This window comes from Mucilaginibacter sp. cycad4, from assembly GCF_034263275.1.
Taxonomy (GTDB): Bacteria; Bacteroidota; Bacteroidia; order Sphingobacteriales; family Sphingobacteriaceae; genus Mucilaginibacter.
On record NZ_CP139559.1, the window covers coordinates 1,959,865 to 1,978,017 of the forward strand.

The 18,153-nt window shown below is 41.6% G+C and carries 14 protein-coding genes; 10 read left to right on the top strand and 4 right to left on the bottom strand.

Annotated elements, in window-relative coordinates:
- Window positions 1-349 precede the first annotated feature (349 nt).
- Window positions 350-745, bottom strand: a complete 396-nt coding sequence (locus SNE26_RS08005; protein ID WP_321558834.1) for a hypothetical protein — start codon at window positions 743-745, stop codon at window positions 350-352.
- A 454-nt stretch (window positions 746-1,199) separates the two neighbouring features.
- Between SNE26_RS08005 and SNE26_RS08010 the strand changes: the two genes are divergently transcribed.
- The 6 genes from SNE26_RS08010 to SNE26_RS08035 all read left to right on the top strand — a co-directional run bounded on the left by SNE26_RS08010 (window position 1,200) and on the right by SNE26_RS08035 (window position 11,197).
- Complete coding sequence (locus tag SNE26_RS08010) at window positions 1,200-1,730, top strand: sigma-70 family RNA polymerase sigma factor (protein WP_321558835.1); 531 nt, start codon at window positions 1,200-1,202, stop codon at window positions 1,728-1,730.
- A 36-nt stretch (window positions 1,731-1,766) separates the two neighbouring features.
- On the top strand, window positions 1,767-2,912 hold the full coding sequence (locus tag SNE26_RS08015) for a FecR domain-containing protein (RefSeq protein ID WP_321558836.1): 1,146 nt from the start codon (window positions 1,767-1,769) through the stop codon (window positions 2,910-2,912).
- 251 nt (window positions 2,913-3,163) lie between these two features.
- The gene (locus tag SNE26_RS08020; RefSeq protein WP_321558837.1) at window positions 3,164-6,676 is read left to right on the top strand and encodes a TonB-dependent receptor; all 3,513 of its coding nucleotides are present in this window, start codon (window positions 3,164-3,166) and stop codon (window positions 6,674-6,676) included.
- 109 nt (window positions 6,677-6,785) lie between these two features.
- A complete protein-coding gene (locus tag SNE26_RS08025; protein ID WP_321558838.1) occupies window positions 6,786-8,672 on the top strand; it encodes a RagB/SusD family nutrient uptake outer membrane protein in 1,887 nt (628 codons plus the stop codon).
- Between the two features lie 40 nt (window positions 8,673-8,712).
- Complete coding sequence (locus SNE26_RS08030) at window positions 8,713-9,918, top strand: DUF5000 domain-containing lipoprotein (protein ID WP_321558839.1); 1,206 nt, start codon at window positions 8,713-8,715, stop codon at window positions 9,916-9,918.
- 34 nt (window positions 9,919-9,952) lie between these two features.
- A complete protein-coding gene (locus SNE26_RS08035) occupies window positions 9,953-11,197 on the top strand; it encodes a DUF4998 domain-containing protein (protein ID WP_321558840.1) in 1,245 nt (414 codons plus the stop codon).
- Window positions 11,198-11,278: 81 nt separating this feature from the next.
- Here SNE26_RS08035 and SNE26_RS08040 read toward each other — a convergent pair whose 3' ends face one another.
- A complete protein-coding gene (locus SNE26_RS08040; protein ID WP_321558841.1) occupies window positions 11,279-12,487 on the bottom strand; it encodes an MFS transporter in 1,209 nt (402 codons plus the stop codon).
- A gap of 78 nt (window positions 12,488-12,565) precedes the next feature.
- The gene (locus tag SNE26_RS08045; RefSeq protein WP_176624557.1) at window positions 12,566-12,841 is read right to left on the bottom strand and encodes a helix-turn-helix transcriptional regulator; all 276 of its coding nucleotides are present in this window, start codon (window positions 12,839-12,841) and stop codon (window positions 12,566-12,568) included.
- A 232-nt stretch (window positions 12,842-13,073) separates the two neighbouring features.
- Here SNE26_RS08045 and SNE26_RS08050 point away from each other — a divergent pair, with 232 nt between their 5' ends.
- Window positions 13,074-13,382: a hypothetical protein gene (locus SNE26_RS08050; RefSeq protein ID WP_321558842.1), complete on the top strand. Its 309-nt coding sequence runs from the start codon at window positions 13,074-13,076 to the stop codon at window positions 13,380-13,382.
- Window positions 13,383-13,392: 10 nt separating this feature from the next.
- Here the strand turns inward: SNE26_RS08050 and SNE26_RS08055 are convergent, their stop codons facing one another.
- Window positions 13,393-13,866: an Lrp/AsnC family transcriptional regulator gene (locus SNE26_RS08055; RefSeq protein ID WP_090525447.1), complete on the bottom strand. Its 474-nt coding sequence runs from the start codon at window positions 13,864-13,866 to the stop codon at window positions 13,393-13,395.
- A gap of 148 nt (window positions 13,867-14,014) precedes the next feature.
- On the opposite strand from SNE26_RS08055, the gene SNE26_RS08060 reads away from it, so the two are divergent.
- From SNE26_RS08060 to SNE26_RS08070, 3 genes are all read left to right on the top strand, one after another.
- Window positions 14,015-15,013: an NAD-dependent epimerase/dehydratase family protein gene (locus tag SNE26_RS08060; protein ID WP_321558843.1), complete on the top strand. Its 999-nt coding sequence runs from the start codon at window positions 14,015-14,017 to the stop codon at window positions 15,011-15,013.
- Between the two features lie 11 nt (window positions 15,014-15,024).
- Window positions 15,025-15,879 carry an RNA polymerase sigma factor RpoD/SigA gene (locus tag SNE26_RS08065; RefSeq protein WP_321558844.1) on the top strand — a complete coding sequence of 285 codons (855 nt, stop codon included), beginning with the start codon at window positions 15,025-15,027 and terminating at the stop codon, window positions 15,877-15,879.
- Window positions 15,880-16,143: 264 nt separating this feature from the next.
- Window positions 16,144-18,000, top strand: a complete 1,857-nt coding sequence (locus tag SNE26_RS08070; protein WP_321558845.1) for a beta-galactosidase — start codon at window positions 16,144-16,146, stop codon at window positions 17,998-18,000.
- Window positions 18,001-18,153 lie beyond the last annotated feature (153 nt).

Here is an 18,153-nt window from a genome sequence, read left to right on the forward strand (position 1 = left end):
TTATTTTCATCAGTGTGCCGGACTTTATCAATTTAAAATCAATATCATCTGCTACTAATGGTTTTGAAGAACAATGATAATGATAAAAACAATAGAATCATTCAGTGATTATTACCATTGAATGGCTGTTTCTTTAATGTAAGGTTAAATATGTAACCTATACTTTATTGGCTGATTTTCGCATATGTTAAACGCTATAGGAAGTATGGAAATAAGAGCTTTTATTTTAACCATAAGTTATAAGGCAGAAAAAGATTCATCGTGAAAAACACCAGGGTCTTTAAAAAAAATTACAATCATGTAGTTAAAGATCTAATACCAGCCTGTTTGAGTTAGTTGATAGGAATAATTAAAATTCATCGGCCGTTGTGCGGCTGTCAGTATAAGGGGAACTATAAAAACTTATGATTAAAAGCTTGTAATCAACAAGGAAGGTCCATTCTGATGTTTGATTTTTTTTATGGGTAACCAGGTCTTCACATCCGAAGGCATAGTCGATATCCAGTACTATCCGGAAACTTCCCTGGCCTGTGTGCTGATCAAATTTGATCCGGTCAAAATTTAAACTGACCACTTCGGGCGAGCCTTCGGGTCTGAATTCCCGCTCGAGGGCATATTTAAGTTGTTTACAGTTTTCTGAAAAAGGCTCAAATAAAACATTTAAAAACTTCAATAAGCTGGCAGGTTCATCCTTTAGCTCATCAAGCTGCCCTTTGTGAAGTTTAATTTGTAAGTCGTTCATCATCAAAACAAAATTAAAAACAAAAAACGGATTAAACGAAATGTGAAATACAGCCTGCGTTTTTGCCCATTTTGCAAATAAGAAACCGTGGAGGGTAAGTTTTGCTTCTAAGCGGGGGGTAAGTTGAAAACGCAGATTTTAAGAAAAGAACGGTATTCTGTTATTTAATTGTTTTTATTACATTAATTACAGTGCGATATCGATTGCTTTCGGTTATTTTTCTTAAAACCGACGAATATCTGTGTGCCATAATAAACTTAGGATGATTCTGCTATAAACTTTAACTTTTTAAATAGCGTATTTTATAAGAAGGGGCTTATTTAGAGGCCCTGGTTTTGAATAAAGAGGCGACTTTCAATATTTTTTTAATAATTGTTGTTTTGACAATAAAAGTTTTTACATTTAGCTTTCTATAATAGCCCAACCTATTTAATTATAAACCAGTTAAGACCAATTCATGGAAATTTTGAACGATGCTCATATTATTGAGCAATTAAAATTGGGGAACAAGGAGGCCTTTGAAGCAGTATTTAAAAAATACTATAAGCTGCTTAATGTATCGGCTTTTTACATTTTACGGGATGAAATGGAAGCCGAGGACACCGTTCAGGGTTTTTTTGTTGATCTTTGGGAGAGACAATTATACGCCAATATTAATTCGTCGTTAAAGGCTTATTTAACCACAGCAATCCGTAACCGGTGCCTGAAAAAAGTTGAAAGCGAAACACGAACGCAAAAAAAATTAGTTGATTATAAATACACACTTACCGAAATAGAAGAGGAAGAGGTACCTGTACCAGAAATTTATCCTGAAAAAGTGCTGGCTGATTTGTCGATACAACGGATGCAGGCTTTTACCCTGGTACATTATGAGCATAAAAAGTATAAGGATGCAGCCCTTGAAATGGGGATTAGCATAAATTCTTTAAAAACTCATTTAAAATTAGCAATAAAAACTTTAAAAGAGGGGTTAAAAAGTGCCAAATAAGTTCACCCTTTTATCCATAATGAGGTCTTACTAATAATGACATACAATAAAGCGTATTTTCAGGAGCTAATAATTGAGCAAATTGCGGGCACAATAAGTGAGGAAGAAAGCCATTTGCTTAATGAGGCTATACAAAATGATTCCCAGGTAAAACAACTGTGGGATGAAATGCAACATACACTAACTTCACATAAAGCCCAAACTTTCTTTAATAGTATTGATGAAAACAAGGCCTGGGATAAAATAGAGTCCGAAATAAAGCCGGTGAGGTCAATTAGCTCCGGTCGGAAAGAGGTTTTGAAATGGCTTTCGGTAGCGGCTTTACTATGTATTGCCTTCACCTTGGGTTATTACTGGCGTCAAATTCCTGTTAATGAACCTGCTATTGCTAAAAAGAATTTTAAAGCACCGGTCATCCAACTGCGGATGGCAAACGGACAGCAAATCGACTTGTCTGATACAAGCAGGAAGGTGATCAATATGCCATTTGCACATTTAAAGAAAGGCGCTAACGGGTTAAGTTATCAGGTTGATAATAATAAAAGCGAAGAGTGGAGCACACTTGTTATTCCTTCAAAATTAAACTATCGGATAGTACTTTCAGATGGTACACAGGTTTGGCTAAATTCGGTATCAAGCCTGCGTTTCCCGTTTTCCTTTTTAGGCAAAACCAGGGAAGTGTATTTAACAGGCGAAGCTTTTTTTAAAGTTGCTAAAAATGCTGCCCATCCGTTTATTGTACATACCGGCCAAACTGATGTAAAAGTTTTAGGTACGGAGTTTAATGTGAATACTTACCAGGCTGATGAAACGGTAACCTCTTTGGTTGAAGGCTCGGTATCAACAAGTGGCAGGGATAAACAAAACATACATCTGCAGCCTGGCTACCAGGCTGTTTATACCTCCGGTGCGGGGTTTCTGGCCCAGCCATTTGATCCTGCTATTGAACTGGCCTGGATGAATGATATTTATTATTTCCATAATACCAAGCTTCATGATATAAGTGATGTGCTGTTACGCTGGTTTGATGTCAAAGTAGTTTTTGACAACCCGGCAAAAGCGGATGAAGCGTTTAGCGGAGCCATTCAAAAAAATAAACCAATTGATGTTTTTATTCAAAATATTAAAGCATCGGCTGGTGTTACCGCTATTTTGAAAGAAGGCGTTCTGCATATAAAGTAATATAACAAAGGCAACAACCTCCAGTTAAAGTACACTTGTTTTTCCGGATCATTTTATGCCTGGCTTTTAAGCTTTACAGGATTTGTTTGCCTTCATGAATCGAATAGATATTCCGGATAATGTGCTGAAATGTTGATAATTAGCCGTGTGCTCCCGGATTGTAATAAAAAAAATACAATTTTTCTTATTTCCGTTCACCCGTTTCAGCAGGATCAGGTCTTAGAGAAAACCAAATCGTAAACCCAATAAATATGGAGAGAATTCTATTCAGCCGGCGGCTTATACTGCCCTTTATTTTTCTTTTGTTGGTAACCCGGTATGGCGCTGTGCAGGCGCAGGGTACGGGACCAGTAACACTTAAAAAGGCTAACATCAGTTTGGCCGAAGTGTTTAAATCAATCAAAAAGCAAACAGGCCTAACCGTTTTTTACAGTAACACTCTCTTGAACGACAAAGAACTTGTTACTGTAGATTTTAAAAACGCTGAGCTAAAAGAAGTGTTCAGTGTACTTTTAAAAGGGAAAAACCTGAACTATGTAGTACGCGACCAGCTCATTGTTATTGAGAAGGGTGAACCGGCGCCCGTTGTAACTCCTGCCAAAAAAGAGCCTGCCGGGACCGTGGGCCCCAAAAAAGTACAAGGGATTGTTTCTGATGATAAGGGCCTTACTTTACCTGGTGTAACTGTTAAGGTTAAGGGGAGCACCAATGGTACACAATCAGATATTGATGGTAAATATACCCTTAATTTGAAGGAGGGGGGAAGTTCAATCATCGTATTTTCATTTGTGGGGTCAAAATCGCAGGAATTTGATCTTTCAAACTATCCTTTATCTGCCAGCGGCGTTTATAAAATTAACGTGCAAATGGGCGCTGATAAAAATGGCCTTGAAGAAGTTACCGTAGTTGCCTACGGTACGCAAAAAAAGGCGAGCCTTGTTAGTTCGATTACCTCTATAAACCCTAAACAGCTCAAAGGGCCATCAAGTAATCTTACCACCATGTTGGCGGGCGTTGTACCGGGGATGATCTCTTACCAAAGAAGCGGTGAACCGGGTGCTGATAATGCCCAGTTCTTTATCAGGGGCGTGGGTACGTTTGGAGCTGGTAAGGTTGATCCGCTGATATTGATCGATGGTATTGAAATGGGCACCACCGATCTGGCAAGGCTTCAGCCAGATGACATATCGGGCTTTTCAGTGCTGAAGGACGCTACAGCCTCATCACTATATGGTGCAAGGGGGGCAAACGGTGTAATATTGGTTACAACTAAGCGCGGTGAGACTGGCGCTGTTAAATTCAATATCCGTGGTGAAAATTCAACATCATCAAACGTCAAGAATATCGATCTGGCCGATAATATTAGTTACATGACACTGGCCAATGAGGCGGTGCTTACACGTAACCCACTGGGTATCCTGCCTTACTCTCAAAATAAAATAGATCACACGGCAAAAGGTGATGATCCACTATTATATCCCAGCAACAACTGGATTAAGCAGCTTATCAAAACTAAAACCAATAACCAAAGGTATAACATGAACGCCAGCGGTGGTTCTGAAAAAGCTAAGTACTACCTGGCCATGACCTACAATATTGACAATGGCAACCTGGCCGAGAATAGCCTTAACAATTTCAGTAATAATATTAAGCTGCAATCGTACTCTATTTTATCAAATACTACCTTAAACCTTACTAAAACCACCGAGGCGGTGGTGAGCTTAAAAGGCCAGTTTGATAGTTATCACGGCCCTATCGGTGGTGGCGGTTACACTTTTTTAAACGCCCTTTGGAGTAACCCGGTGGCTTTTCCGGCAATTTATCCGGGTAGTTTATTACCATATGTAAACCACCCGCTTTTCGGGAATGCTATTATACCCGGAGGGGGCTTGTATATGAACCCATACGCGCAATCGCTGTCCGGTTTCCAAAGCTCAAATACCAGTACACTCACAGCGCAATTAAGCTTAAGTCAGAAGCTTGATTTTATTACCCAGGGATTATCGGCAAGGGCTATGGCATACACAACCCGATATTCATATTTCACCGTTTCACGCCAGTATAGCCCTTATTATTATCAATCAGACGTACTTAACGGAACATTTAATGGTTTAACATTGCTTAATAATGGGTTGGTAGGCAGCAGTGTTGGTAATACACCAACCGAGTACTTGACTTACAATCAGGATCCCGCTGCAAATATTTCAAACTCTATAACATATGTTGAAACGGCGGTAACCTATAATCGCACCTTTGCTCAAAAACACGCTGTTAGCGGGCTGTTGATTGGTACTATGCGTAACTACCTAACCGGTAACGCCAAAACATTACAATTATCACTGCCATCACGCAACCAGGGGGTATCAGGCAGGTTTACATATGGTTATGATAACCGCTATCTGTTTGAATTTAACTTTGGCTACAATGGGTCTGAGCGTTTTGCAAGTAATCACCGCTTCGGTTTTTTCCCGTCAGTTGGGGCAGGCTGGGTAGTATCTAACGAGAAATTTTTTGAGCCATTACTTTCAACTATTGATAACCTTAAATTCAGATTTACCTATGGCTTAGTCGGTAATGATCAGATAGGAAAGGCGGAAGATCGTTTCTTCTACCTTTCTGATGTAAATTTAAATAACGGCTCCTACGGTCAGTTTGGTACCAACTACCTGTATAGCAGGCCTGGCGTAGTTACCAATCGTTATGAAAATCAAAATATTACCTGGGAGCAATCAAGGCAAACCAACATAGGTATGGATTTAACTGTTGCCAAAAACTTTACCTTAACTGTTGATGCCTATCAACAAAAGCGTGATAATATTTTGATGGTGCGCAGCACCATCCCCACCTCCATGGGTTTACAGGCCGATATATCCGCGAATGCTGGCAAATCATCCAGTAAAGGGGTGGATATTGCGATGGATTATAAGAAAAATTTCACCAACTCTTTCTGGATCCAATCGCGCGGTACACTTACCTATGCTAAAAGTAAGCTGTTGAAAAATGAAGAACCTGTTTATCCCGGTAACCTGCAATACCTGAGCAAGGTAGGTAACTCTTTAAGCCAGATATATGGCCTTATTGCCGAGCGGTTATTTATTGACAACGTAGATGTGGCCAACTCACCTGTACAAAGCTTTGGCGATTACAAAGCCGGCGACATCAAATACCGCGATATGAATGGCGATGGAAAAATAACCAGCTCAGACGTAGTGCCAATAGGGTATCCGCAAGTGCCTGAAATTATATACGGTTTCGGTTTTTCTGTTGGGTATAAAAACTTTGATATCAGCGCATTTTTCCAGGGCTCGGCAAGATCTTCTTTCGTGATCAATTCGGCAGACATTTCTCCTTTTTATTTAGTGAGCGGCCGGCAGGATAACGGTCTTAACACCGGTAACCAAAGCGGCCTGTTAAAATCAATTGCCGATGATCATTGGTCGGAAGATAACCGTAATCCTTATGCGTTTTGGCCACGCTTAAGCAATACCATACAAGCCAACAACAGTGCAACACCAAATTCTCCAACATCAACGTGGTGGTTAAGAAATGGCTCGTTCCTGCGCCTTAAGTCGGCAGAACTTGGATACAATTTCAATAAGAGCCAGCTCAAATTTATCCATTTGAATAGCGCACGTATCTATTTAAACGGCTTAAACTTACTGACCTTCAGTAGCTTTAAGCTTTGGGACCCCGAAATGGGAACATCTGGCTTGGGTTATCCAATTCAAAAAGTATTTAACGTGGGCCTGCGGGTAGAATTTTAAAAGCTTTCAAATTAATTATATGAAAAGTAATTTTATACAAAAAATCAAGCATTCAGTATTAAGTCACACGCCGAAAGGGAATATCTCCCTGGTAATAATGATCTTAATAATGATTGTGCCAGTATCATCCTGTAAAAAATCGTTTTTGGATGTTGTTCCTGATAACGTATCAACGATAGCTAATGCTTTTGTTTCACAAACTGAGGCCGAAAAATATTTATTTACCTGCTACTCATATCTGCCGACGGAAACAGATCCCACTTATAACGTTGGGCTTACCGCAGGTGATGAAGTTTGGGTAGAAGACCCTGCAAATCACATACGGTCAACAAATGTACTCCAGTTGCCGAGAGGTTTTCAAACTTCTTCAGACCCAATTGCCAATTATATGAATGGCACCAGGGATGCCGCCGCAAATTATAAAGCCATACGTGATTGTAATGTTTTTATTGAAAATGTAAGCGACAAAAGCAAAGTGCTTGATTTGGATATTGACACTCGAGAGCGCTGGATAGCAGAAGCGCAGTTTTTAAAAGCCTTTTATCATTTTCAGCTTTTCAGGGCTTACGGGCCTATACCTATTATTGATAAAAACCTGCCTATTGACGCATCTATTGATGATATACGGGTAAAGCGCCGCCCGGTTGATGAAGTGGTTAATTATATAGCCGGATTATATGATCAGGCAGCTGCAAAATTACCTTTAACAATCCGGAATGAAGGCAGTGAACTTGGACGTGTTACCAAAGCAGCAGCTTTGAGTATGAAAGCCAAATTATTAGTGACCGCAGCGAGCCCCTTGTTTAATGGCAATCCGGATTATAGCTCATTTAAGAATAAAGATGGGGAGCAGCTATTCAACCCGGCTTTTAGCGTTGAGAAATGGCAGCGTGCAGCTGATGCCTGCAAAGAGGCAATAGATTTTTGCGAATCGCAAAATATACGCCTGTATACGTTTCCCGTACCTACAAATCCGCTTAGTCAAACCACTATGACACAAATGGGTATCAGGAACGCGATGAGCGAAAAGTGGAATGAGGAGCTGATTTGGGGATTGACTGCTAATAATAACATCAACTTCAATTCATTTTTCCAGTCGATGTGCGCGGGCCAGTATGATTTTAACAATGCCGATGCCGCTAAATCAGCAAACCGTCCCTTACTTGGGCCTACGTTAAAAATGGCTAAAATGTTTTATACTAAAAACGGGGTGCCTATTAATGAAGATAAAACGCTTGATTTTAGCGATATAGCACAGTTAAGGATTGGCACTCATGATGAGCGCTTTAACATTAAAGAGGGCGAAACAACCGCAAGGCTCAATTTTGACCGTGAACCACGTTATTATGCCGATCTTGGATTTGACCGAGGAGTTTGGTACATGGCCAACAGCCCAACTAAAACTGATGAAGATACCTGGTGGATGAAGGCCCGTGGTGCCGAAGTAGGCCAATCTTCACCTATACCAATTGCAGGTTTTTACATGAAAAAAGCCCTTAACTGGCATTATGAATGGGCAACAGTTACTTATATCAACTACCCTTGGCCCGAAATGCGTTTGTCTGATTTGTATTTACTTTATTCTGAAGCATTAAATGAAGCTCAGGGCCCGGTAGCTGATGTATATACTTACATAAACCGTATAAGGGCGAGGGCAGGGCTGTCCACCGTTCAGGATTCCTGGACTAATTACAGCATTAATCCAACCAAATACACTACAAAAGAAGGAATGCGATCAATCATTCAGCGCGAGCGCAGCCTTGAGCTTTGTTTTGAAGGTCACCGTTTTTGGGACTTATTACGCTGGAAAACAGCGGGAATTGAACTCAACGGTAACGTAACAGGATGGACAATAAGCGAAAATTCACCTCAGCTATATTACCGCGAAAGGTTGATTTTTTCGAGGCACTTTGTTATTCCGCGCGATTACTTATGGCCAATAAAAGAAAGCGATTTACTGGTTAACCAAAACCTGGTTCAAAACCCTAACTGGTAAATATATAGCGATAATAATGTTTAACAATAAAAACATTCACATGGAAACAATGAAATTACGAGCTGCTTTCTGGATCTGGTTATTAGCAATAATAATAACAGGCTGTAAGCAGGAAACACTTAATAAACCTACTATAACCAATAATAATGCGCCCGGGGTTGTTACCAATGTGCAGGTGCAAAACCAAAATGGCAAAGCCAGTTTAACATATAGCCTGCCGGGTGATAATGATCTGTTTTACGTAAAAGCTGTTTATGAAACTTCTCCTGGTAAAACACGTGAGGTAATAGCATCACGCTATACCAATACCTTAACTGTTGATGGCTTTGGTGATACATTGGCGCATGTGATAAAGCTTTACGCTGTAAATTCAAGCGAAAAGGTTTCGGCACCTGTTAGTGTTACAGCAAACCCGTTAACTCCTCCATATCTTCTTGCTTACCGGTCGCTTAAAATAACTCCTACTTTTGGCGGTTTTAACATTGCTTGTGATAACATCAGTCAGGACAACCTGGTTATTGTGCCAATGGTTGACACCGCTAACAATGGCTTATATATACAGACAAAAGGGATGGACAATGTTTACAGCAGCAGTATTTCAATAAAGGCTGCTGTAAGAGGGCAGCCGGCTATTGAGCGTAAGTACGCATTTTTTGTGCGGGATAGGTTTTTAAATAAGTCCGACACTTTGTTTTTAAAGCTCACACCGTTTTATGAGGAACAGTTTTCAAAATCGGATTGGTCAACTTATGTTTTGCCTGGTGATGCCACCAACCTGTATTCATATACCGATGTAACCAAAATTTTTGATGGAAACTTTACCGGCGGCTGGCCAAATTGTCTCTTTACAGTTGAGAGCGCCGGCAGCCCGCAAATGGTAACGATCGATCTTGGTAAGCAACGGGTATTCAGCCGTTTTATCCTTAATCCTTTCATTGAGATAGGTAATGTGTACTATGTAAGGGGGAATCTGCGTGATTTTGAGATCTGGGGGTCGAACTCGCCGAATGTGAACGGTGCACTTGATGCTTCATGGACAAAATTGTTAACCTGTAATATTGTAAAACCATCTGGTTCGCCTTCAGGTACAGAAACCGCTGCCGATTACAAATATGCACATGATGGATGGGGTTTTGATTTCCCGGCCGGGTTAAGTGCTTACAGGTACATCAGAATCAGGAGTTTGCGTAACTGGACAGGTTCATACTTCATGAGTATCAGTGAATTTACCATGTTTGGAAAGTAGTAAGGCCGATGCATTTATCAATTTAATTACAATCATGAAATTATATAAAATAACATCATACTATCTGTTGGTGCTGGCTGCTTTCATTATGAGCGCCTGTACTAAAATGGATGATTATAAAAAGAAATATGAGCCCAATGGGGCAATTATATACCCGGGTAAAATGGATTCGGTACAGGTATTTTCGGGCAGGAACCGCGTTTTGCTAACCGGCCTGTTTACATCCGATCCTAAAATTGTGAAATACCGGGTATACTGGAATAGTAAACAGGATTCGATAGAAACGCCGGTTACCCGTACACCGGGGGTTGATACGGCTAAATTGTTTATACCTAATTTACCCGAAGGTACAATGACCTTCGAAGTCCGCACTTTTGATAATGGAGGGCATATTTCCGTGCCGGTTACATTAGCTGCCAACGTATATGGTAGTCTTTACCAAAGTTCACTTATCAACCGGGGTATAATCGGGGTCAAATTACAAACAGATGGATCGGCCTTAATTAACTGGGCGGATGTGAATGCCGATGACGGATTGGTTTCAATAGAACTCAAATACACCGATGCTGCCAACAAACAACGTGATACAATAATTGTATCGCAGCCAACTGGTTTAAGCACATCCCTGCCTAAATTTAACGCTGGAAAAGCGCTTAGTTACCGTACAGGTTTTAAACCCAATAAAACGGCTATTGATACTTTTTATGTAGATTACACAGATCAGAAAGTAATCGATGTAACCAATGCTTACCTATCAAACACAGGGCCTTTTCAAAGAAATACCTTTGACGGGCGTTGGGGAACGCTTGCTGCGCCATGGATAACCAACGCGGCAGCCAAAAACAAAGATGGCGGTACCAATGGGGGCTATAGCTCCGATGGCGGGGGCACTATTAACTGGGAAACATGGAATAATACGCCTGTTGTAAACGGCATAGTGTACCAGGCTACATCTTCGCCGCTGTCGGCAGGAAGTTATACTGTGTCATTTGATGCCTATTCGGAAGTTCAATCAAATTCATCGGTTTATTGTGTCGCAGCTGCCGGAGGTAACGGCATCCCGATACTTGCAGACCTTTCAACAGCGCTGGGGTCTGTAAATATGTATAACGGCGCAAAGGCAGGTACAACCAGTCCGAGTTCAAGGGATGTGAAAACTTTCACGTTTACACTTTCTTCGCCACAGGTGGTATCCATTGGATTTCTGGGTAACCTGGTTGGTAACGGAAACCCGGGTAATTATTTTACGGTGTTTAATATTAAACTGTTTAAAAATTAAGAATGATAAAAGTCCCTGGTGTTAGCCGGGGACTTTTTACTTTAATATGGTTGTAAATATGGTTGTAGTTTATAATTGAGCTTATTCATAAATGGCTACCTGTACAGGTTCACCCTCCGGTACTTCTTCAATTTGCGCCGACGCCGCTTTTTGCTTAGCATTTGAGGTGATAAAGCTCATACCAAATGCAAGTAAAAGCAGCGGTACTGTCATCCATATTACCTGGTGAATGCCATAGTGGGCAATCACAAAACCGCCCAATAGTGTGCCCAATGTAATACCTGCGTTAAAAAAGGAGGGAAGCAGGCTGTTTACAAAATCAAGCGCTGGTTCCTGAATGCCATGGGTAAGCTGTATGTTGGCCGCCAGAAATCCTCCGGTATGTATAAATCCCCAAACCGAAAGGATAATAACCATTGGAATAAAGTTCCCACCGAATAGATAGGCCAGGATATGGGTTGCAACCAATGAAAGTAGAAACAGCCGCGTTGTAAGCGTTACGTTTTTACTGAGCGCTATACCCATAAGCCAGTTGCCTGCTATCCCTGTACCTCCAAATACCAGTAACATGATGCTAATTTGGGCCCCGCTCATACGCGAAACCTTATCCAGGTATTCGGCAAGATAACCATAGGTGGCAAACATGCCCGCCAGTATAATGGTTGAAGCCAGCAGCTTAACCCATAAGTGTGCACTCCGCAGCAGCTTTACCTGGCTTTTGGGGCTTGCCTGCTCTTCATTAACCGGCATTGACGGTGCAAACAGCGTCAGCGCACCAAAGGCCAATAAGTTAATAACGGCTGATAAGATAAAAGATGCCCTCCAATTAAAAAGATCTGCCATATAGGTGGTTAATGGCACCCCCAGTACGGTAGCAACGCTAAGTCCGGCCATTACTATGGAGATAGCTTTTGGTGCATCTTTCGGCCCCGCCTGTTTTGCAGCGGCAGTCATGGATACAGCCCAGAATACCGGGTGCAGAAATGCCGGTAAAATTCGGGCTATCATAAGTATTGTAAAGTTTGGCGCTATTGCCGATAACAGGTTAGAAATAACAAAGATCCCCAATACCAGGCACATCACAAATTTTCGGTTAAGACGCGCCGTAAGCATATTGGTAAATGGCCCCGCAAGCGCCACAGTTAATGCAAAGGCGCTAAGCAGCCAGCCTGCTGTATCAATCGAAATATGAAATTCTTTTACCAGGTCAGGCAGGATGCCGATAACTCCGAACTCCGTGGTTATGATACCGAAGGCGCCAAAGGCCATAATGTAGATTAATTTATTCATGAGTAGATGTATTTAAATATTTGAATATTTCGATGTTTTGAAGTTGAAATAGCGGGGTAAATTTTGAAATATTAATGCTTAACTTTTCAATTCGTTCAGACAGGCAATGTACTCGTCAAGCACTTGTTGATTCAATACATATTTAAGGTTGCGGCCTTCTTTTTGTGATAGCAATAAATCGGCGTCAACCAGCTGTTTAAGATGGTGTGATACGGAGGGCTGCGTAAGGTCAAGCAGATCATTTACCTCTGCGCAGTAAAGGCAGTCCTTCCTTTTTTTAAACTGTTGTAAAATAGCTATCCGGTTTGCATCGCTCAGCGCCCTGGATATTTTCTCTATTTTTTTGTTGTCCATTGTTTTGCCATCGATGATATATAATCAACGATATAGTACAAAGGTAAAATAACATTAACATATAGAAATGTTTCTATGTGTTTAAAGCGCATAAATGACATTAAAAGGATATAAATGGATGCGCCTTAGTGTAGGAAGGTTTCCGTGATGTTTTCAGTTTTGTCACAAACACCCCCGTTTGTTGGCACTTTTGCCTGTTTAACAGTGACAGTGCTGGTCTTAATTTTATGATATGAAAGTAGTAAGAGTACAATACACCACACGCCCGGAGTTTGCAGCCACCAATCAGCGGAACATCGCTGCTATTGTTGACGAGTTGAAAACCTTAAATCATCCCGGTATTAAATATACCGCATGGCTATTACCCGATGGAAAAACATTTATGCATTTTGATCAGCTCGAAAATGAAGAAGCCCACCTCGTATTACAGGGGCTGGCTTCATTCCATAAATTTGCTGAAGAGCTTGAGGCCAGCGATTTAGAGGTTGAACCTAAACTTGAACTGCTTACGCTTGTTGCTTCTACAGAGACCTATTTTTAATGCACTGAAATTACTGCTTGCCGATTGGCAGTGCAGTTTCTGTTTTCGCAGCTTTCATCACCAGCTTGGTTTCTACCTTGCCAATGGCGACCACCGCGAAAAGTCGGTTCATCAAAAAATCATAGTACTCTTTGCGATCTTTTACGGTAACCTTAAGGATGAAGTCAAAATCGCCGGTGAGGTGATAGCATTCCAGCACCTCGGGGAGTTTAATGATCTCGCTTTCAAAATGGCTTAAGCTGTGCTGACTGTGGTCTTTCAGTTGCACATGGGTAAAAGTCATGAAATCCAGCTCAAGCTTTTCATGATCAAGTACCGCAACATACTTTTTGATATAGCCGCGTTCCTGCAATGAGCGGATGCGGTTATTGATAGGGGTAGTGGTTTTGTTAAGCTTAAGGCCTATTTCCTGGCCGGTAAGCCGTGCATTTTCCTGCAACAGCTGGAGTATGCGGATATCTGTTTCGTCGAGTTGATTAAGCATAAAAGTTATAAAAACTAAAATATAAGCTTTAAATATTTACCGAAAGTTTTAAAACCTGTTTTTAAATAAGTTTTTAGTCTAAAAAACCAAATTTTAAGTACTGTATGGATTATGAGGTTGTGAATATACAATTTTACATCATAATTCTATGAAACACGACAAAAATCAACCATTACCGGTAATCCTTGTTACCGGCGCCCGCGGACAGATCGGTACGGAACTGGTTGCCGCTTTAAGGAACGTTTATGGCCGGAAACAGGTAATTGCCACCGACTTGCATGATGCTGCAGCAATCCCGGATTTAGAGCGGCCATATCATCAGTTAAATGTATTGGATAAAGATGAGCTGGAAAACCTGGTTGCTACCTATGGTGTAACTCAAATTTATCATCTGGCAGCTACCTTATCAGCCAAAGGAGAAGAGTCTCCGCTAAAGGCATGGCACCTGAATATGCAAAGCCTGCTTAATGTATTGGAAACAGCTAAAGATCATAAATTAGATAAAGTGTTCTGGCCAAGTAGTATAGCTGTATTTGGGCCATCAACAGCACGCAAAATTAGTCCGCAGGATGCTGTACTTGATCCGCAAACGGTTTATGGTATCAGCAAGGAGGCCGGCGAACAATGGTGTGCCTATTACAGGGAGCATTACGGGTTGGATGTACGCAGCCTGCGTTACCCCGGATTAATTAGTTACAGCGCCCCGGCTGGAGGTGGTACTACAGACTATGCGGTAGCTATATTTCACGAAGCTTTGCAGAATGGATCTTACGAATGCTACCTGAACCTCGATACTGCATTACCTATGATGTATATGGATGACGCAGTAAGGGCTACGCTTGAACTGATGAACGCCCCGGTGGAAGCACTCAAAGAACGCGGGGCATATAATATTGGCGCTCTAAGCTTTACACCTGCCGAACTTGCCATAGAGCTGAAAAAGCACCTGCCAGATTTTACCATTAACTATAACGCAGACAAGCGCCAGTCCATTGCAAACTCATGGCCGGCCGGTGTCGATGATACCGAGGCGAGGAGCGACTGGAACTGGCGTCCTGAATATGATCTTGTTACTATGACTGCAGAAATGCTTGATCATCTTACACCTGTTTATAAAAATAACAGCAATACTGCTCCAGTGAATTAAATAAGGGTTTAATGAGAGACCTGAATATTACCCAATCAATCACTGCCCGGGATGCTGCTTCGCTGGAGAAGTATTTTAGTGATATTGTTCGTGAGCCAACTATCAATGCGGAAGAAGAAGTTCTGTTAGCCGGGAAGATCAGGCAGGGAGATCTGTCGGCTTTGCATAAGTTGGTAAAGGCCAATTTGCGTTTTGTGGTTTCTGTGGCAAAAAAATATCAGCACCAGGGCATGCCCATGGGCGACCTGATAAGCGAAGGTAACTTGGGTTTACTTGAAGCCGCGAAACGGTTTGACGAAACCCGCGGCTTCAAGTTTATATCATATGCAGTTTGGTGGATCAGGCAGCGAATCATGGAAGCTCTCCTTGATAAAACGCGGATGATCCGCCTGCCTGCCAACCAGGTGGATATGATAGTACATGTTAACAGGGCAACAGGCGTTTTGGAGCAACAACTTGAACGACTGCCTGTTCAGGATGAGATCGCCGCATTCCTGGAAACTGCTGAATGGAAAGTAAAAGAAGCTTTGCATGCAGCTCCCTTTACTCATTCGTATGATAAAGCCAATACGCCCGGCAATGACGGATATAGCCTGCTTGATCGTTTACATACTGATGAACCCGGAATAGAGGGCCTTTTGGAAGCATTCCAACTTAAACAACAGCTTGATGATTTGCTCAGCAAGCTAAACAATGTCGAACGATCTGTTATATTGTATCATTATGGCCTTGATGGGCACAGCGAGCTCTCAGCCCCCGAAATCGGTAACCGGCTCGGTGTTAGCGCGGAAAGGGTGAGGCAGCTAAGAAACCGGGCAATTGATAAGCTTAGGGAAAATGCTGATTTGCAAAGGCTTGAACTTTAAGATAAGCTGGTGATGGTTTTTATTTTCCGGCGTCTTAATCTCTTTCGGTACTTTATTCCTCATTATTCATCAGTCCATTGGTTAGGTTAACATGTTCTCCCGATCTATTTATCTTGCACGTATCAAGTTCAGCAAACGTTTGCGCTAAATTAAGATCGCAGGAAATTAGGCATTACTATTTAACCTTTATAATTTAGGAGCTCAAAAATATAATGGTTAGTACGCCTAATACGCGGTCAATCATGTTCAACCCTACAAATGCAAATGAAAAAAATACTTCTCTCTTTATTACTGTTAACCCTCATTACCTCACAGGTTTTTAGCCAGGCGAAACATAGTTTTAAAATTGCTGATGGTAATTTTATTTATGATGGAAAACCTATCCAAATCCACTCGGGCGAAATGCATTTTGCAAGAATTCCTAAAGCTTACTGGAAGCAACGCCTGCAAATGCTTCGTGCAATGGGCATGAACGCGGTTGCCACTTACGTTTTCTGGAACCATCATGAAGTTAGTCCTGGTGTATGGGATTTTAAAACTGATAATCGCGATATCCGCGAGTTTGTAAAAACCGCACAGCAGGAGGGCTTAATGGTGATATTAAGGCCGGGCCCTTACGCTTGTGCCGAATGGGAATTTGGCGGCTATCCCTGGTGGCTCCAAAATGATAAGCAATTGGTTATCCGCAGCAAAAACGATCGCTTCCTTGATTCATGCAAAACTTACATTAATAAATTGATGGGGCAGGTTAAAGATCTGCAAATAACCCATGGCGGGCCGATAATTATGGTTCAGGCCGAAAATGAATTTGGATCATATGTAGCCCAGCGTAAGGATGTGCCGCTTGCCGATCATAAAATTTATAGCGCAGCTATAAAAGATCTGCTTTTAAAAGCCGGCGTTGATGTGCCATTGTTTACTTCAGATGGCGACTGGCTGTTTGAAGGCGGCGTAATTAAAGGGGCATTGCCAACTGCCAATGGCGAAGGTGATACCAAAAATCTGAAGAAACTCATTAACCAATATAACGACGGTAAAGGCCCTTATATGGTGGCCGAATACTATCCCGGCTGGCTTGACCATTGGGGCGAAAAATTTGAAAAAGTATCGGAAACCTCGGTAGTTAAAGACCTGGAGAAGTACCTGAAAGATACCGTATCATTTAATATATACATGGCGCACGGTGGCACCAACTTTGGTTTCACAAGCGGTGCCAATTATGACAAGGAACATCAAATTCAGCCAGATATTACCAGCTATGATTATGACGCTCCTATCAGTGAGGCAGGATGGGTAACTCCCAAGTTTACAGCTATCCGCAACCTAATGAAAAAGTATGCAGCCTATGCTATTCCGGAAGTGCCTGTGCAGGTCCCTGTGATCCAGATCCCGGCTATTAAGCTTACCAAAACGGCCGATTTGCTGGAAATGGCGAAAGATCAGCAGGCGGTAGAAAGCGATACTCCGCAAACATTTGAAACGCTTAACCAGGGCCATGGCTATGTATTATACAGCCGTAAATTTACCCAGCCCATCAGCGGCACTTTAAACCTGGAAGGTGTGCGGGATTATGCTACTATATATATAAATGGTGAAAAAGTTGCGGAGCTTAACAGGCAAAGTAACAAATTCAGCTGCCCTATAAACATTCCGTTTAATGCGCGTTTGGATATTTTGGTTGAAAACCTTGGCCGGATCAATTACGGAGGCGAGATCATTCACAATCTTAAAGGAATTATCAGCCCGGTGAAGATTGACGATCATGAAATTACCGGCAACTGGCAAATGTATAAGCTGCCTATGGATAAAGTACCGGCGCTCGGGGCAGGCACAACGAACACAATCAGCCATCCAACACTTTATCAGGGAACATTTGACCTTACTAAGCTGGGGGATACCTTTTTAGACATGAAGAATTGGGGCAAGGGCATAGTATTCGTAAACGGGATCAACATTGGCCGCTATTGGAAAATTGGCCCGCAGCAAACGCTTTATTTGCCAGGCTGCTGGCTTAAAAAGGGTACAAACAGTATCGTTGTATTTGATCAACTGAATGATATCCAACAAACTGAGATAACTACGGTAACCATGCCTGTATTAGACGGCCCGGTAAGTAAATAACATAGTTTAATTTAACTTAGGCAAAGACGAGGCTGTATCATAAATCAAATTGACCGCCCCTGTGAATTGAAATTTAGCCCGTAATATTTATACAAAAAAGGGGGTTAACATGTTTTTTACATAAAAAACACTTAACTATCTGATTGTTAATAA

Bases quoted from the DNA above. Each gene is read 5' to 3' on its own strand.
- SNE26_RS08005 (WP_321558834.1), bottom strand. From the start codon at position 745: ATGATGAACGACTTACAAATTAAACTTCACAAAGGGCAGCTTGATGAG.
- SNE26_RS08010 (WP_321558835.1), top strand. From the start codon at position 1,200: ATGGAAATTTTGAACGATGCTCATATTATTGAGCAATTAAAATTGGGG.
- SNE26_RS08015 (WP_321558836.1), top strand. From the start codon at position 1,767: ATGACATACAATAAAGCGTATTTTCAGGAGCTAATAATTGAGCAAATT.
- SNE26_RS08020 (WP_321558837.1), top strand. From the start codon at position 3,164: ATGGAGAGAATTCTATTCAGCCGGCGGCTTATACTGCCCTTTATTTTT.
- SNE26_RS08025 (WP_321558838.1), top strand. From the start codon at position 6,786: ATGATTGTGCCAGTATCATCCTGTAAAAAATCGTTTTTGGATGTTGTT.
- SNE26_RS08030 (WP_321558839.1), top strand. From the start codon at position 8,713: ATGGAAACAATGAAATTACGAGCTGCTTTCTGGATCTGGTTATTAGCA.
- SNE26_RS08035 (WP_321558840.1), top strand. From the start codon at position 9,953: ATGAAATTATATAAAATAACATCATACTATCTGTTGGTGCTGGCTGCT.
- SNE26_RS08040 (WP_321558841.1), bottom strand. From the start codon at position 12,487: ATGAATAAATTAATCTACATTATGGCCTTTGGCGCCTTCGGTATCATA.
- SNE26_RS08045 (WP_176624557.1), bottom strand. From the start codon at position 12,841: ATGGACAACAAAAAAATAGAGAAAATATCCAGGGCGCTGAGCGATGCA.
- SNE26_RS08050 (WP_321558842.1), top strand. From the start codon at position 13,074: ATGAAAGTAGTAAGAGTACAATACACCACACGCCCGGAGTTTGCAGCC.
- SNE26_RS08055 (WP_090525447.1), bottom strand. From the start codon at position 13,866: ATGCTTAATCAACTCGACGAAACAGATATCCGCATACTCCAGCTGTTG.
- SNE26_RS08060 (WP_321558843.1), top strand. From the start codon at position 14,015: ATGAAACACGACAAAAATCAACCATTACCGGTAATCCTTGTTACCGGC.
- SNE26_RS08065 (WP_321558844.1), top strand. From the start codon at position 15,025: ATGAGAGACCTGAATATTACCCAATCAATCACTGCCCGGGATGCTGCT.
- SNE26_RS08070 (WP_321558845.1), top strand. From the start codon at position 16,144: ATGAAAAAAATACTTCTCTCTTTATTACTGTTAACCCTCATTACCTCA.